Source organism: Paenirhodobacter sp. (assembly GCF_047600745.1).
Taxonomy (GTDB): domain Bacteria; phylum Pseudomonadota; class Alphaproteobacteria; order Rhodobacterales; family Rhodobacteraceae; genus Rhodobacter.
The window spans coordinates 1,951,919-1,965,980 of record NZ_JASGKI010000004.1; the positions used below are offsets into that span (position 1 = coordinate 1,951,919).

Annotated in this window: 13 protein-coding genes; 5 read left to right on the forward strand and 8 right to left on the reverse strand. The window is 67.8% G+C overall.

Annotated features, from left to right (window positions below; all coding sequences use genetic code 11):
• Positions 1 to 79: 79 nt before the first annotated feature.
• A complete protein-coding gene (locus QM789_RS18330) occupies positions 80 to 583 on the forward strand; it encodes a VPLPA-CTERM sorting domain-containing protein (protein WP_420350317.1) in 504 nt (167 codons plus the stop codon).
• Positions 584 to 888: 305 nt separating this feature from the next.
• The gene (locus tag QM789_RS18335; RefSeq protein ID WP_420353242.1) at positions 889 to 1,545 is read left to right on the forward strand and encodes a prolyl oligopeptidase family serine peptidase; all 657 of its coding nucleotides are present in this window, start codon (positions 889 to 891) and stop codon (positions 1,543 to 1,545) included.
• Positions 1,546 to 1,554: 9 nt separating this feature from the next.
• On the opposite strand, the gene QM789_RS18340 is transcribed toward QM789_RS18335, so the two are convergent.
• Positions 1,555 to 2,472, reverse strand: a complete 918-nt coding sequence (locus tag QM789_RS18340) for a quinone oxidoreductase family protein (RefSeq protein ID WP_420353243.1) — start codon at positions 2,470 to 2,472, stop codon at positions 1,555 to 1,557.
• A gap of 57 nt (positions 2,473 to 2,529) precedes the next feature.
• On the opposite strand from QM789_RS18340, the gene QM789_RS18345 reads away from it, so the two are divergent.
• The gene (locus QM789_RS18345) at positions 2,530 to 2,997 is read left to right on the forward strand and encodes a MarR family winged helix-turn-helix transcriptional regulator (protein WP_420353244.1); all 468 of its coding nucleotides are present in this window, start codon (positions 2,530 to 2,532) and stop codon (positions 2,995 to 2,997) included.
• On the opposite strand, the gene QM789_RS18350 is transcribed toward QM789_RS18345, so the two are convergent.
• Positions 2,998 to 3,432: an Lrp/AsnC family transcriptional regulator gene (locus QM789_RS18350; protein ID WP_420353348.1), complete on the reverse strand. Its 435-nt coding sequence runs from the start codon at positions 3,430 to 3,432 to the stop codon at positions 2,998 to 3,000.
• Between the two features lie 110 nt (positions 3,433 to 3,542).
• On the opposite strand from QM789_RS18350, the gene rocF reads away from it, so the two are divergent.
• Both rocF and QM789_RS18360 read left to right on the forward strand, forming a co-directional pair.
• Positions 3,543 to 4,469 carry an arginase gene (gene rocF / locus QM789_RS18355; RefSeq protein WP_420353245.1) on the forward strand — a complete coding sequence of 309 codons (927 nt, stop codon included), beginning with the start codon at positions 3,543 to 3,545 and terminating at the stop codon, positions 4,467 to 4,469.
• 9 nt (positions 4,470 to 4,478) lie between these two features.
• On the forward strand, positions 4,479 to 5,522 hold the full coding sequence (locus QM789_RS18360) for an ornithine cyclodeaminase (protein WP_420353246.1): 1,044 nt from the start codon (positions 4,479 to 4,481) through the stop codon (positions 5,520 to 5,522).
• Between the two features lie 40 nt (positions 5,523 to 5,562).
• Here QM789_RS18360 and QM789_RS18365 read toward each other — a convergent pair whose 3' ends face one another.
• The 6 genes from QM789_RS18365 to QM789_RS18390 are packed head-to-tail and all read right to left on the reverse strand — an operon-like array spanning position 5,563 to position 13,911.
• A complete protein-coding gene (locus tag QM789_RS18365; protein ID WP_420353247.1) occupies positions 5,563 to 6,654 on the reverse strand; it encodes a succinylglutamate desuccinylase/aspartoacylase family protein in 1,092 nt (363 codons plus the stop codon).
• Positions 6,655 to 6,665: 11 nt separating this feature from the next.
• Positions 6,666 to 8,828 carry a cyanophycinase gene (locus QM789_RS18370; RefSeq protein WP_420353248.1) on the reverse strand — a complete coding sequence of 721 codons (2,163 nt, stop codon included), beginning with the start codon at positions 8,826 to 8,828 and terminating at the stop codon, positions 6,666 to 6,668.
• Position 8,829: 1 nt separating this feature from the next.
• Positions 8,830 to 11,541 carry a cyanophycin synthetase gene (gene cphA / locus QM789_RS18375; protein WP_420353249.1) on the reverse strand — a complete coding sequence of 904 codons (2,712 nt, stop codon included), beginning with the start codon at positions 11,539 to 11,541 and terminating at the stop codon, positions 8,830 to 8,832.
• Positions 11,542 to 11,571: 30 nt separating this feature from the next.
• A complete protein-coding gene (locus tag QM789_RS18380; RefSeq protein WP_420353250.1) occupies positions 11,572 to 12,456 on the reverse strand; it encodes a universal stress protein in 885 nt (294 codons plus the stop codon).
• Positions 12,453 to 13,283 carry an amino acid permease gene (locus QM789_RS18385; protein ID WP_420353251.1) on the reverse strand — a complete coding sequence of 277 codons (831 nt, stop codon included), beginning with the start codon at positions 13,281 to 13,283 and terminating at the stop codon, positions 12,453 to 12,455. Before QM789_RS18385 ends, QM789_RS18380 begins: the two co-directional genes overlap by 4 nt.
• Positions 13,243 to 13,911, reverse strand: coding sequence for an APC family permease (locus QM789_RS18390; protein ID WP_420353252.1), 669 nt, complete (start codon positions 13,909 to 13,911; stop codon positions 13,243 to 13,245). The genes QM789_RS18385 and QM789_RS18390 overlap by 41 nt, the downstream gene beginning before the upstream one ends.
• Positions 13,912 to 14,062 lie beyond the last annotated feature (151 nt).

Sequence of the window (14,062 nt, forward strand, 5' to 3'; positions counted from 1 at the left end):
GAGTTCGCTCCGGATCGGGACAAAGTTGAAAATGGTTCGCCCCCGGTCGGGGCACAGTAACGAGGGAAACGTTATGAACATGAAGATGGCTTTCACGGCGGCGGTTCTGGCTCTGGCGGCTCCGGTCGCGGTTAATGCGGCCACGGTGACGGCGGGCTCGAACGGCGAGGCATTTACCCTGAAGCCGGGCGAAACCCACAGCACGGTCTGGAATGCCGGGCAGGCCTTCGACATTTCGCAAATCGGCTATACGCTGAATGGCGCCGGGCTCGATACGGTCGTCAAGTCGAATATCGAAAAGGTCCTGGCCGAGGGCAATGGCTTTACCGGCACCACCTGGGAATATATCACCGTTCCGGGCGGCAAGGTGACCTTCGGCTTCTCCTACAGCGACGAATTCGCGATCGACGCGGGCAAGAGCTTTGCGATTTCGATGGCCTATGACGCCGCCGGCACGCAGGACCTGCAAGCGACCTATACCTTCACCGCGACCCCCGCCGCCGTGCCGGTCCCGGCCGCCGGTATGCTGCTGGTCTCCGCCCTCGCCGGCCTCGGCGCCGCGAAGCGCCGCAAGAAGGGCTAAGGTTCCCTCGGGACGCCGCCTTCGGGCGGCGTCCTTATTTGCGGCGGGCGCAACGGTCTCCAATCGCTGCGCCCGCCAGCATATTCCGGCTTGCGCTTGTCCGGGCCTCGGGGGATCCTTGCGCGGAACGCTGCCGCCCGATCCGGACGCCCCCGGCAGGCTGATATGCGAAGCAGGGAGCCGATATGTTATTCACCCGCAGAACCTTGGTCGCGACAGGTGCCGCAGTCCTGGCATTCGGCGGCGGGGCCCATGCCGCGACGATACAGGCGAAGAATATCCCCTATCCGCCCGGGGTGCCTCGCGTGGGTGCGAATCCCACCTATAACGAACCCGAAACGATCGGCGAGACCGTCCCGTTTGACGTCGATGGCGCCGTGCGGCGTGTGCATCTTTATATTCCCGAAGGCGCCACCGGGGCCTCCGTCCTGCTGCTGCATGGCGCCAACCGCACGGGGCGGTCGATGCTGGACATGTGGCGCGCGGAGGCGGATCGGTCCGGGACTGTCCTGATCGCGCCCGATGCGGCGGGCGATAGCTGGAATCCCGAAGCCGACCCGCCGCAGTTTCTGATCGCCGCGCTGAATGCGGCGGTGAAAAAGGTGCAGCTCGATCATGACCGGCTGTTCATGTTCGGGCATTCCTCGGGCGGCCTGCTGGCGCAGCTTTATGCGAACCAGGTGCCCGGCCCCTGGCGTGCCGTCGCCACGCATGGCGCTGCCGTACCTGTTCAGGCCCTGCGCAGCCCGGCGGCAAAGCCCGTTCCTGTTCGCCTTTATCTCGGGGCGGGTGACCATCTTTTCCCGCCCCGGCGGGGCCGGATGACCGCCGACGCATTGATCGCGGCGGGGCATCCCGTGGATCTGGTCACGATCAACCGGCATACGCATTGGTATTATACCATCGGCCCCTGGATCGCCCGGGATTGTGCGGACTGGTTCGCGGCGCAGCCCGCGCCCTGAAGGCCCCTTTCACCCGATCGTGACGACCTGCCGCAGGTCGGTGGCATCGGCCCAGGCCGGGGTGATCTCTGCCAGCGGCACCGCCCGCGTGGGGATGTCGAGCCCCGCCGCCAGCATCTCCCGCACCGCCGCCAGCATCCGCGGCATCGGCACGCTGCCCAGCCCGCTGCCCATGAGTTCGATCGCGGCGGAGCGCAGCCAGCTTCCCGGAAGGGCGATTTCCTCGCCCGAGATCGCGCCGATCTGCACGAAGCGGCAGGGGTGATCCGCCGGGCGGGCATGGGTGGCGGCCTCAAGGATCACCCGCGCCGAAGGCCCCCAGAGGTAATCGAGCACCACATCCACCCCGGCGGCAACGGCCTCCGTCAGCGCCTGTTGATCGGAGAGGGGGATCACCGCATCGGCGGGCAGTTGCGCCAGAACCTCCGGGTTGCGCCCGGTGGCGATCACCCGCCGCGCGCCCATGTGCCGGGCGATCCGCACCGCCAGCTGCCCGGAGGCCCCGGTCGCGCCATTGACCAGCACCGTTTCGCCGGGCTGAATCCGTGCCCGTTCCCGCAGCGCCATCCACGACGACATCCCCGGATTGGCCAGCGCCGCCGCGCGGATGTCGTCGATCCCGTCGGGCAGTGGCACGCAGCGCTCCGCCTGCACCGGCACCTGTTCCGCCATCGCGCCAAAGGGCGCGCGCGGCATCGCGAAATAGACCCGGCGGCCATCGGGCAGCACCCCCACGCCGTCGAACCCCGCCACGAAAGGATAGCGCCCGTCGAAGGAATAGTGCCGCCCCGAGGCCCGCGCCCGCACCAGCGGGCTGATCGCGGCGGCGCGGACATTGACCAGGACTTCGCCCGGTTCGGGGCTGGGGGCGGGGAATTCGGCGCAGACCGGCGCCTGACCTGCCCCGGTAACGACGGCTGCCTTCATGGCTTTTCCTTTCCATGGCGGGAATAACCTGTAGGATGCAGGTAAATGGAACCCGGAATGACGTCAACGAAAAACCTGCAATATACACAGATCCGCGCGCTGCATGGCGCGGTGCTGGATATCGTCGCGGTGATGAACCGGCCGCAGCGGGACGCGGAAATGGTGCGCGCCGCGGGGATCCGGCTGGACCGGGCGCTGTTTCCGCTTCTGGTGCTTGTCGAGCGGCTGGGTCCGCTGGCGCTTGGCGAACTGGCCGACAGGGTGGGGCGGGATCACACCACGATCAGCCGTCAGGCCGCGCGGCTGGAGGAACTGGGCCTGATCGCCCGCCGCCCGGGAGAGGACCGCCGCGTGCGCGAGGCCGTGATCACCCCCGCCGGCAAGGCAATGACCGACCGGATCGACGCCGCGCGCGAACGGATCATGCAGCGGACCTTCGACGGCTGGACCGCGGAAGAGGTCGAAACCTTCGTCCGCCTGATGCGCCGCTATGCCGACGCGATGATGCAGCCGCCGGACCCCTGATCAAATCCGTTTGCCTGCTCTTTTCGTTGCAAGCAGGAGGTTCGTTTCCGATGTCGTGACGCCCTCGAATCTGCGGACCTGTGTCAGAACCTGATCGAGTTCGGCGAGGGATCCGGTGGCGAGTTCCACGATCAGATCCCATTTTCCGTTCGTGGTATGCACGGCGGTCACGGCGGGCAGGCCGGTCAGGCGGGTCACGATCCGGTCGGCGCCGCGCCCTTCGATGCCGATCATCATCAGCCCACGCACCGGCGCCTCGGAGATGTCCGCGCGGGTCAGGACGATGAAGCCCGCGATTTCCCCCGCCGCCTTCAGCCGCTCCAGCCGGGCGCGCACCGTGGCGCGGCTGACCTTCAGCCGCTCGGCCAGGTCCGAGATCGGTGCCCGCCCGTCGCGGCGCAATTCGGCAATCAATGCCTGATCCAGATCGTCCATATCGGCAGCCTGCCTTGTCATTCCGGTAATATCCCTGCCCATATTAGCCAATCTTTCCGTTGCAGTCACCATCCGGCGCGGGAACTCTCGGGGCGGAGAAGGAGACGCGAATGACGGATATTTCCCTGATCGGCGCGCCGGTTGATTCCGGCCAGCGCCGCCCCGGTTGCCTGATGGGGCCTGCGGCCTATCGTGTCGCGGGGATCGCGGCGGTGTTGCGCGACCTTGGCCACCGGGTCACCGACCTGGGCGATGCCCTGCCCGAGGCGCTGCCGCCTGCGCAATGCGCCAACCCCGCCGTGGACCAGCTGGACGAGACGCTGGGCTGGACCGCCGCGCTGCGTGGCCATGTCGCCCGGGCGCTCGATGCGGGCGGGGTGCCGGTGGTGCTGGGCGGGGATCACAGCCTCGCGCTCGGTTCCGTCGCCGGGGCGGCGGAGCATGCCGCCCGTGTGGGGCGGCCGCTGTTTCTGCTGTGGCTCGATGCGCACAGCGATTTCCACACGCCGCTGAGCACCGTTTCGGGCAATCTGCATGGCACGCCCGTCGCCTATATCGCCGGGCGCGCGGGGTTCGACGCCTTCCCGCCGTTTCCCGCGCCGGTGCCGGGGCAGAATATCTGCCTGTTCGGCATCCGCAGCGTCGATCCCGCCGAACATGCCGCGCTGCTGACCACCCGGATCGCCATGAACGACATGCGCGTGCTGGACGAACGCGGCATCGTCGCGCCGCTGCGGGAGTTTCTGGACAAGGTGCGGGCGGCGCAGGGTATGCTGCATGTCAGCCTGGATGTCGATTTCCTCGACCCGGCGATCGCGCCCGCCGTGGGCACGACCGTGCCCGGCGGCGCGACCTTCCGCGAGGCGCATCTGGTCTGCGAGCTTCTGCACGATTGCGGGCTGATGACCTCGCTCGACCTCGTTGAACTGAACCCGTTTCTGGATGATCGCGGCCGGACCGCGCGGCTGATGGTGGACCTTGCCGGGTCGCTGTTCGGCCGCCGCGTCTTCGACCGCCCGACCCGCAGCCATCACTGAGGTGACCCCATGACACCCCCTTCGCAGATCGCCCTCGTTCCTTTCGTCAGCGTCGAGAACATGATGCGCCTCGTGCAGCGGACCGGGATCGAGACCATGCTTTCGGCCCTTGCCGCCGAGATCGAGGCCGATTTCATCCGCTGGCCGCTGTTCGACAAGACGCCGCGCGTCGCCAGCCATTCCGACATCGGCGTGATCGAACTGATGCCGACCTCGGACGGCGAGACCTATGGCTTCAAATACGTCAACGGCCACCCCGCGAACACGCGGCAGGGGTTGCAGACGGTGACGGCCTTCGGGATGCTGGCGGATGTCGCGACGGGCTATCCGCTGATGCTGTCGGAAATGACGATCCTGACCGCGCTGCGCACCGCGGCAACAAGCGCGATGGCCGCGAAATGGCTGGCGCAGCCGGGCGCCGGGACGATGGCGCTGATCGGCAATGGCGCGCAGGCGGAATTTCAGGCGATGGCCTTCAAGGCGGTCTGCGGTATCCGCGAGGTCCGGCTATTCGACATCGACCCGGCGGCGACGGAGAAATGCGCGCGCAACCTGACCGGGCGCGGGTTGACGGTGGTGCCCTGCCACAGCGCCGAAGAGGCGATTGAGGGCGCGCAGATCGTCACCACCTGCACCGCCGACAAGCAGTATGCCACGATCCTGACCGATAACATGGTGGGCGCCGGGGTGCATATCAACGCGGTCGGCGGCGATTGCCCGGGCAAGACGGAACTGCACCGCGACATTCTGCTGCGCTCCGGCATCTTCGTCGAATACCCGCCGCAGACCCGGATCGAGGGCGAAATCCAGCAGCTCGCCCCAGACCATCCGGTCACGGAACTGTGGCAGGTCATCACCGGACAGGCGAAGGGCCGCACCGATGCGCGTCAGGTCACGCTGTTCGACAGCGTGGGCTTCGCGATCGAGGATTTCTCCGCGCTGCGCTATGTCCATTCCCGGCTGAAGGACACCGGGCTCTATCAGAACCTCGACATGATCGCGGACCCGGACGACCCGCGCGACCTGTTCGGCATGATCCTGCGCGCCGGTTGAGGCACCCCGGCGCGCCGGCCTGATAGGTCCGGAGCGCCGGTTAATCCGTCAGCAGCAGCCCCCGCCGGTGGGCGAGGTCGCTCGCCCCGGCGATCTTGCCGATCACCTTGCCGGGCCAGGCGTAGGGCTGGCTGTGGCGGGCGAAGAGGATGCCGTCGGTCTCGGCGGTCACCTCCACGCTGGTGCCCAGCGGGTCGATGATCGTGGCCACCACCTCGCCCGCGCGCAGGGTATCGCCCAACTGCCGGTGATAGGCGATCAGCCCGCCCGCGGGGGCCTTGACCTGCGCCATCGCGGTCAGCGGTGTCGCCTCGCACAGCGCGCCGGGCAGGCGGCCCGGGTTGCCCTCGATCATCCCGCGCCGTTCGAGGATGCGATAGAGCGCCGCCGCCTGATCCTCCGCCAGCCGCAGGTCCACGTCATCGTTGCTGCCCAGTTCCAGCGTCGCCGCAAGGCAGGCAGACGGCACCGCCGCCTCGGGCCGGGCGCGGGCCAGCGCCCACCATGGCCCGCTCAGCGCCTCGTCGAACGGATTGCCGCCCGACACCTCGGCCAGCAGCACGGCGCGGGCGTCGATCTCGGCGGCGATGTCCTGCGCGTCGGGCCAGAGCGGCGTGCCGGTATACATATGCGGCAGCGCCTGATTGTCGGCATGCAGGTCCAGCACCAGATCCGCATCATGGGCCAGCACCATCAGCCGGTGCCGCATCGCATCGAGCGCCGTTTCGGGCTGCATCGCCGCCAGCGCCGCGCCCATCGCATCGCGCACCATCGCCACGTTCTGCGCCGCATCGGGGCCGAGCGGCAGATCCGCCAGCGCGGGCGCGAGGTCGGGATAACCCCGGTTGAAATTCTGGCCGCTCGCGCTGTCGTGGCGGCCATAGAGGAACCCGTTCGGATGTTGCTCCAGGCCGAGCGGATTGGCCTGCGGCAGGATCACGATTTCGCCCGTGATGCGGTCCCCGGCGCGCTCCAGCATCCCGCGCAGCAGGTGCAGCGCCAGCATGCCGGGAAATTCATCGGCATGCAGCCCGGCCTGAAGATAGGCCTTGGGCCGCGCGCCGGGCGTGCCATAGCGGAAGGCGGTGATGCGGGCATCGCTGCCGGGCAGGGGGAATTCGAGCTTGTCCATCGGGGTTCCTTTCAACCGTGGCGGTCGCGGATGCTTTCCATGTCGAGATGCCCGCTGCCATCCCCCGCCGGGGTCCAGCGCAGGGCGATATGGGCCTCGACCTCGTGGCCCGGGCGGGTGTCGGTGCCGAAGCTGCCGCAACAATCGCTGATCACATCCTGCACCAGCCTGTCCAGTGCCTCCGTGGCGCCGGTGGGCGCGGCGCGGGTGATGGTGCCGGTCTTCAGGTCGATCACGTCGCCGGGCAGGGCAAAGGCCAGCCGGGTGCCGGGCGCGGTGAAATCGTCGCCCTGCAATTCGGTATGGGCCAGATCGACCTCGACCAGCACCGCCCCCGCCGCACCGATCACCGTGAGCCGCAGGCCGTCATGGCTCGCGATCACGCCGCTGTCTTCGAGAAGGCCCAGCCCGTAGCGCACGCCCTCCTCGGCGCAGGCCACGGCAAGCCGCCCGAGACGGCGCGAGGACGCAAGGTTCTGATCCACGATCGCCGCGCCGAAGAGGCCGAGCCCCTCCTGGATCACCAGCCCGCGCCGCCCCATATCCGACGCGATGCCGAAGCGCAGCGCCTCGTAGCTCGTCCCGCCCGCGACCATGAAGCCCGACAGCCCCGAGGCCGCGCCGCTGACCGCGATCACCATCCCCCCCGCCGCATGGGCGCAGGCGATGGCGCGCAGGATCGGTGTGACCTCGCCCCGGTGCAGCAGGGTTTCGATCAGCCGGATCTGATTGCCACCGGTGAGCAGGATCGTCTTCATCGCGGCGATCCGCCCGACCAGCGCGGCATCGCGCGACAGCCGTTCCACATTGTCGATGGTCAGGCCGAGGTCCACCGCCTCGACCCCCCGCGCCGCCAGCGCACGGGCATAGCGGCTGGCTTCGTCGCGCGGATCGGCGGAGGCGGCGGCGATGATTCCCACCGGCCCCGTGGCCTGTGCCGCGATCTCATCCATCAGCGCCTCGGCCCGCAGCGGTGTGGAGCCCAGCAGCATCAGCCGCGCGCCCTTCCCGGGCTTCACGCCGTAATCGCGGGCAAGCGCGGTACGCCGGTTCTCGGCCAGTTGCGCGGCGTTCAGCTTGCGCGTGCTCATGCTGGCCAGAAAGTCGATGGCGGTCATGCGGAAATCGCGGTCGCGCTCGAACATCAGCACCTTTGAGGCAGGCGCGCGCGCGAATTCGACGGTGGTGGCATAGCCGCCCTTCGGTTCGATCGCGCGGGCACGGTCGGAGGGATAGGTCTGGGGATCGCCCAGCACCAGCCGCGCCAGCAGGTCATAAAGCGTATAGGCGCCGAAGACATTGCGCAGCGAACGCGCGGGCGCGCTATAGGCGATGTCTCGCGGCGTCACCGGGCGCTTCTCCGGCCCGGGCAGGATCCGTTCCGCGCCAAGGTCGATGCTGTCGCCGTCATCGACATAGCTGAAGGCGATATTGTCGATCGCATGGCGGCGGCGGTCCTGTTTCGCCGGGCCCATGTCGAGCACGAAGGCGCCGAATTCGCCCACCACCTGCGCATGGCTGCCATCGACGAACAGCGCGGTGTTCTCATCGACGCCAAAGCCGCGCCGGGTGCCGCTCGCGGCCATCGCCACCACCAGCCGGCCAAAGCGGCCGCGCTTGATGAAATGCTGATCGACCATGCCCCAGGGGAAGAAGCCGAGCCCCCGGCCGAGCAGGATCCCCGGCTGATCCGGATCCGACACCGCGCCCCAGGTCGCGGCTTCGAGCGAGGTGCCCCCGGCGATCATCACCTCCGACATGATCGCGGCACCGGCGGAGGATCCGGCCACCAGCCCGCCCGCCGCATGGGCCGCGCGGATCGCCGCCAGAACGGGGCTGTCCACCCCCCAGGGCGCCAGCGCCCCGGTGATCAGCGCCTGATCGCCGCCGGTGAAGAACACGCTGCCGTAATCGGTGACCAGCGCCGCCACGGCGGGATCGCGCGCCGTCGCTGCTGCGCCTTCGCCGTAAACCGGGGCCAGCACCGCATCGAACCCATGCGCGCGGAACACCGCCACGGTTTCCGCGCCCACCGCCTCGGGTTCGCCCGAAGCGGTGGGGAAGACCACAATCCGCCCGCCCGAAAGGCGGTGCATCGCGGCATAGATCGCGTCGTTGTCGTCCTCCAGCCGGCCGCCGATCACGGCCAGCTTGGGGTTATTGCTTCTTGTCATGTCAGGGCGCGGGCGCAATCAGCACGCCGCGCTCGTCGGTGACGACGCGGTAGCCTTCGGGGATGTCGAAACTGTCCTGAAGGTGGCGGGCGGCGCGGTCCTCCTCGGGTTCCGCTCCGAAGGCGGGGGTGAACTGGATGATCTGCTTCCACGACCGGGTGATGCCTTCGCAGAAGAACAGGATCAGATCGTCCCGCTTCGCCATACTAAGCGCGGTGCCAAGGGCGTCCTGTTCTTCTTCCACGATCTGGATCGTGTCGGCGGGGACGCCATTCGCGATCAGCGCTTTGCGCATCAGACGGGGCATTTCATCGGGCGCGCGGTTGCGCAGGTCGTCGTCGCGGTGGCAGATGTAATGGTCGAAATGCCCCGCCACCTTGGCCGCGATGGCGAGCGCGTCTTCGTCGCGCCGGTCGCCGGGGCAGGTGACGCAGACGATGCGCCGCCCGCGCGGTTTCAGCCGGTCCACCAGATCGACCATCGCGCCCACGGCGGCCTCGTTATGGCCATAGTCCAGGATCACCCGGAAGCCGTGTTCGTCAAAGACGTTCATCCGGCCCGGAGACTGGAAGAAGGTGTTGTCAAAGGTGCGCAGGCCTGTGCGGATCTGGTCCAGCGTCTTGCCCAGGGCAAAGGCCATGGCGGCGGCGAACATCGCGTTTTCGACATTGTGGAGCGCCTTGCCCTCCAGCGTTGCCGGGATCAGATGCGTCCAGATCAGCGGGATCTGCGTGCCCTTGTCATAGATCACGATCTGATCGCCGTTGATCCCCTGTTCCAGCACCACCGCGCGCTTGCCGAGGCGAATATGTTCCCGCACCAGCTCGTGATCCGGGTTGCGGGTGACGTAAAGGATATGTTGCGCGGGGGAATGGCTGGCCATCTTCAACGTATATTCGTTGTCGGCGTTCAGCACCACGGTACCGCGCGTGACCTCGGCGATCACCCGCTTGACCCGCGCGAGACCATCGAGCGTATCGACGCCCCCGAGCCCGAGGTGGTCCGAGGTGACGTTCAGCACCGCCCCCACGTCGCAGAAATTATACCCAAGGCCGGAGCGCACGATGCCCCCCCGCGCGGTTTCCAGCACGGCAATATCCACCGCCGGATCGCGCAGCACCATCCGCGCGGAAACCGGGCCGGTCATGTCGCCCTTCACCGTGACGTTGCCGTCGATATAGACCGCATCGGTCGAGGTCTGCCCCACCACATGCCCCGCCATCTTGAGGATATGCGCCAGCATCCGGGCGCAGGTGGTCTTGCCGTTGGTGCCGGTCAGCGCGGCGATCGGTACGCGCGATTGCGTGCCCGGCGGGAACAGCATGTCCATGATCGCGCCGCCCACGTCGCGCGGTGTGCCCTCGGACGGCGCGATGTGCATGCGCAGGCCCGGCCCGGCGTTGATTTCACAAATCCCGCCGCCGGTTTCGCGATAGCTGCGGGTGATGTCGGAGGTCAGGAAATCCACCGCGCCGACATCGAGGCCGATCGCCCGGATCGCACGCTCCGCCATCAGCCGGTTGTCCGGGTGGATCGTGTCGGTGCAATCGACCGCCGTCCCGCCGGTGGAGATATTGGCGGTCTTGCGCAGATAGACTTCCTCGCCCTCGGGCGGCACGGTTTCGGGCGTATAGCCGCGCTCTTCGAGCAGGCGCAGCGCCTGCGCATCGAGTTCCAGCCGCGTCAGGACGTTTTCATGGCCGACACCCCGGCGCGGATCGCGGTTCACGATCTCGACCAGTTCCGCGATGGAGTGGCTGCCGTCGCCCTTCACATGGCCCGGCACGCGGCGCGCGGCGGCGACCAGGGTGCCGTTGACCACCAGCAGGCGGTGGTCGTCGCCGGTGATCATGCTTTCGACCACCACGGCGCTGCCCTCTTCGTCGGCGACGGCAAAGGCCGCCTCGACGCCCGCTTCGTCGGTGATGTTCACCGTCACACCGCGGCCATGGTTGCCATCGAGCGGTTTGACCACCACGGGATAGCCGATCCGGTTGGCCGCCGAAACGGCTTCGTCCGCGTCATAGACCAGCCGCTGTTTCGGCACCGGCAGGCCGAGATCGCCCAGCAACTGGTTGCAGATGTTCTTGTCCGAAGCGATCTCCACCGCGATATGCGAGGTGCGCGAGGTCAGCGCGGCCTCGATCCGTTGCTGGTATTTGCCCTGTCCGACCTGAATCAGGCTCGCATCGTTCAGCCGCGACCACGGAATATCCCGCGCCTCCGCCGCCCGCACCAGTTCCAGCGCCGAGGGGCCGAGGCTGCGCTTGTCCGCATAGCGCAGGAACCGGCCCAGATCCTCCGACAGATCCTCCGCCTCATCCTTGGCGATGGCGGCGAGCAGGTCGCAGGCGACTTCGCCCGCTTCAAGGCCGATGTCCTCGGAATCGAAGCTGTAGAACACCCGCCACAGATCGCCGTCCGCCTCGGACCAGGCCAGATCGCCGCGCTGCCCCGCCACGCGTTGCAGTTCCAGCGCCAGCTTCGCCAGCAGATCGCCCAGCGTGACCTGTCCCGCACAGGCCGCCGCCACCCAATCCGGATCCGCCGCCGCCCAGCCGGGCAGCACCGCCAGAAGCGGCTCCATCGCCGCGCCGCCCAGTTCGGCCAGACGCGCGGCATAGGCGGGCTTCACATCGACGCCCAGCCGGATCAGCGCCCCCCGTGCATGGACGTTCGGACCGACATAGACCGAGGTGGAGACGATATTCATGCGGAGTTCTTCCTTTTGTCCGTAGGGGGGTTATGCCGGTTCGGCCATGCGCGGGACGATCATGCGCGGCACCGGGGCGTGGCGCAGGATCTTGCCGGAGTTCGAGCCGACGAAGACCCGCAGGAACCCGCCCAGATGGCTCGACCCGATCACCAGAAGCTCCGCCGGATCCCAGTCCAGCGAAGCGACGGCGGATTTCCAGTTCCGCCCGTCGCCCAGAACCAGTTCGGGCTTGTCCGGGCCGGGCCAGGTCGCGCTGATCTGCTCATAGGCGGCGCTCGCCTGTTCGCGGAACTGGTTCGCCACCATGTTTTCCGCGTCATAGCCCGCGCCCGTCGGATACATCTGCCGGTCGCGGACGATGAAGGTCGCGAGCCGCAGCGGCACCCCGAAGCCCGTCGCGATTTCGCCCGCCTTCTGCGCCAGCTCGACCGAGCGGCGCGACGAGGCGATGGCGCAGGTCACCCGCGACACGCCCTGCGGCGGCGGAACATAGCCGCGCGGCGCGAGCACCACCGGCACCGAGGCGCTGCGCAGGATTTCCGAGGCGACGACGCCTTCCTGAAACCGTGTCGTCGGCGCCTTGCGCGAGGAGCCGAGCACGATCGCCCCGGCGCCGAATTCCGCCGCCGCCGCGATCAGCCCGTCGCTCGCCGTTCCGGCGTGGCGGGCGTGGAATTCGGCCTCGACGCCCTCGGGCGCGAATTTATGTGCCCCGGCCAGGGTCTTCGCGGCATATTGGTCCAGAAACCGGACATATTCCACATCGACCCGCGCGGGGGAGGGGTGATCCCACCCCCCCGGCAGCACCGTCACCACCACGATCGACCCGCCGGAGGACCGCGCGAGCCAGCCCGCGAGTTGCAGCGCCTCGGCCCCGCCCTTGTCGGCGGAATACCCCACCAGATATTTCATTGCGCCCCGTCCTTGCGTTCCAGCGCCGAATGCCGCGCCGAATAGGTGAAATACAGAACCGCCGCCAGGAACGCCCAGACCGCCGTCAGCTTGAACACGATGAACGACAGGCTGGAGATCAGGTAGAGGCAGGACAGGATGCTCAGGATCGGCAGCAGCGGAAAGAGCGGCACGCGAAAGCCGCGCGGCGCGTCCGGCTGGCGGTAGCGCAGCACGATCACCCCCGCCGACACCACCGCAAAGGCCACCAGCGTGCCCATGCTGGTCAGGTGCCACAGCACATCGGCCGGCATGAAGGCCGCCACCGCCGCCACGCAGCAGGCCACGATCAACGTGTTCGCATTGGGGGACAGCGTGTGCGGGTTCACCTTGGCGAAGATCGGCGGGAGCATCCCGTCGCGCGCCATGGCAAACAGGATCCGCGTCTGGCCGTAAAGCACGATCAGCGTGACCGAGAACACCGAAACCACCGCGCCCGCGGACAGCACGATCGCGGGCCAGGTCGAGCCGGTGATGTTCTGGAGGATCGTGGCAAGGCCCGCCTCCTGCCCCTCGAAGGCTTCGGTCGGCTGCGCGCCGAGCGCGACCAGCGCCACCAGCACATAGAAGGTCGTGACGATGATCAGCGCCAGCAGGATCGCCAGCGGCAGGTTCCGGCGCGGGTTCTCCACCTCTTCGCCCGCCGTCGAAACCGCGTCGAGCCCGACATAGGTGAAGAAGATCGCCCCTGCCGCCGCGCTGATCCCCGTGACGCCCTGCGGCGCGAAGGGCAGCAGACGGCTGCCGTCAAAGGCGGTGACCGCGATGGCGATGAACAGCACCAGCACCGAGAAGCTTGATCACCACCATGATCGCATTGGTCCGCGCCGATTCCGTCGCCCCGCGCATCAGGAGCAGCGAGCACAGGAACACCAGCACCGCTGCGGGCAGGTTGATCAGCCCCTCGCCGCCGAAATGCAGCGAATAGCCCTCGGCCACCAGTGGCGCCGACAGCATCCAGCGCGGCAGTTCCAGCCCGGTGGTGTTGTGGATCAGGTTGTGCAGATATTCGCTCCAGCCCACTGAAACGGCGGCGGCGGAGATGCCGTATTCCATGATCAGGCAGGCGGCGACCAGAAAGGCCACGCCCTCGCCCATTGTCACATAGGCATAGGAATAGGACGAGCCCGAGACCGGGATCATCGAACTCATCTCCGCATAGCACAGCGCCGTCAGCCCCGCCGTGATCCCGGCCAGCAGGAAGGAAACCAGCACCGCAGGCCCCGCGATCGGCACCTGTTCGCTCAGCACGAAGAAGATCCCGGTGCCGATCGTCGCACCCACGCCGAACATGGTAAGCTGAAAGAGGGTGATGGAGCGCTTGAGCTCGCCGTCATGCGCGCCGTGTCCGTCAACGACATTGGTCATGGGCTTCTTGCGCAGCAGGCGCCTGCCCAGGCTGGGTGTTCCGTTCATCTGTATCCCTGTTCGTTGTTTATTATGGTTCGCGCGGTGGTCCGCGGCATTTGTAAACGGAAGATTACCTCGGGGCAGGGGGCAAGTCCTGCCGTAGTTGCCCGCCGCGATGGAAAATTCCGCAAGCGATGAGCGTTTTCAGGGCAGGATC

What these genes read in the sequence shown, in the direction of transcription:
- rocF (WP_420353245.1), top strand. Translation starts at nt 3,543, where the DNA reads ATGACGGATATTTCCCTGATCGGCGCGCCGGTTGATTCCGGCCAGCGC.
- QM789_RS18360 (WP_420353246.1), top strand. Translation starts at nt 4,479, where the DNA reads ATGACACCCCCTTCGCAGATCGCCCTCGTTCCTTTCGTCAGCGTCGAG.
- QM789_RS18365 (WP_420353247.1), bottom strand. Translation starts at nt 6,654, where the DNA reads ATGGACAAGCTCGAATTCCCCCTGCCCGGCAGCGATGCCCGCATCACC.
- QM789_RS18370 (WP_420353248.1), bottom strand. Translation starts at nt 8,828, where the DNA reads ATGACAAGAAGCAATAACCCCAAGCTGGCCGTGATCGGCGGCCGGCTG.
- QM789_RS18340 (WP_420353243.1), bottom strand. Translation starts at nt 2,472, where the DNA reads ATGAAGGCAGCCGTCGTTACCGGGGCAGGTCAGGCGCCGGTCTGCGCC.
- QM789_RS18345 (WP_420353244.1), top strand. Translation starts at nt 2,530, where the DNA reads ATGACGTCAACGAAAAACCTGCAATATACACAGATCCGCGCGCTGCAT.
- QM789_RS18330 (WP_420350317.1), top strand. Translation starts at nt 80, where the DNA reads ATGAAGATGGCTTTCACGGCGGCGGTTCTGGCTCTGGCGGCTCCGGTC.
- QM789_RS18350 (WP_420353348.1), bottom strand. Translation starts at nt 3,432, where the DNA reads ATGGACGATCTGGATCAGGCATTGATTGCCGAATTGCGCCGCGACGGG.
- cphA (WP_420353249.1), bottom strand. Translation starts at nt 11,541, where the DNA reads ATGAATATCGTCTCCACCTCGGTCTATGTCGGTCCGAACGTCCATGCA.
- QM789_RS18390 (WP_420353252.1), bottom strand. Translation starts at nt 13,911, where the DNA reads ATGAACGGAACACCCAGCCTGGGCAGGCGCCTGCTGCGCAAGAAGCCC.
- QM789_RS18380 (WP_420353250.1), bottom strand. Translation starts at nt 12,456, where the DNA reads ATGAAATATCTGGTGGGGTATTCCGCCGACAAGGGCGGGGCCGAGGCG.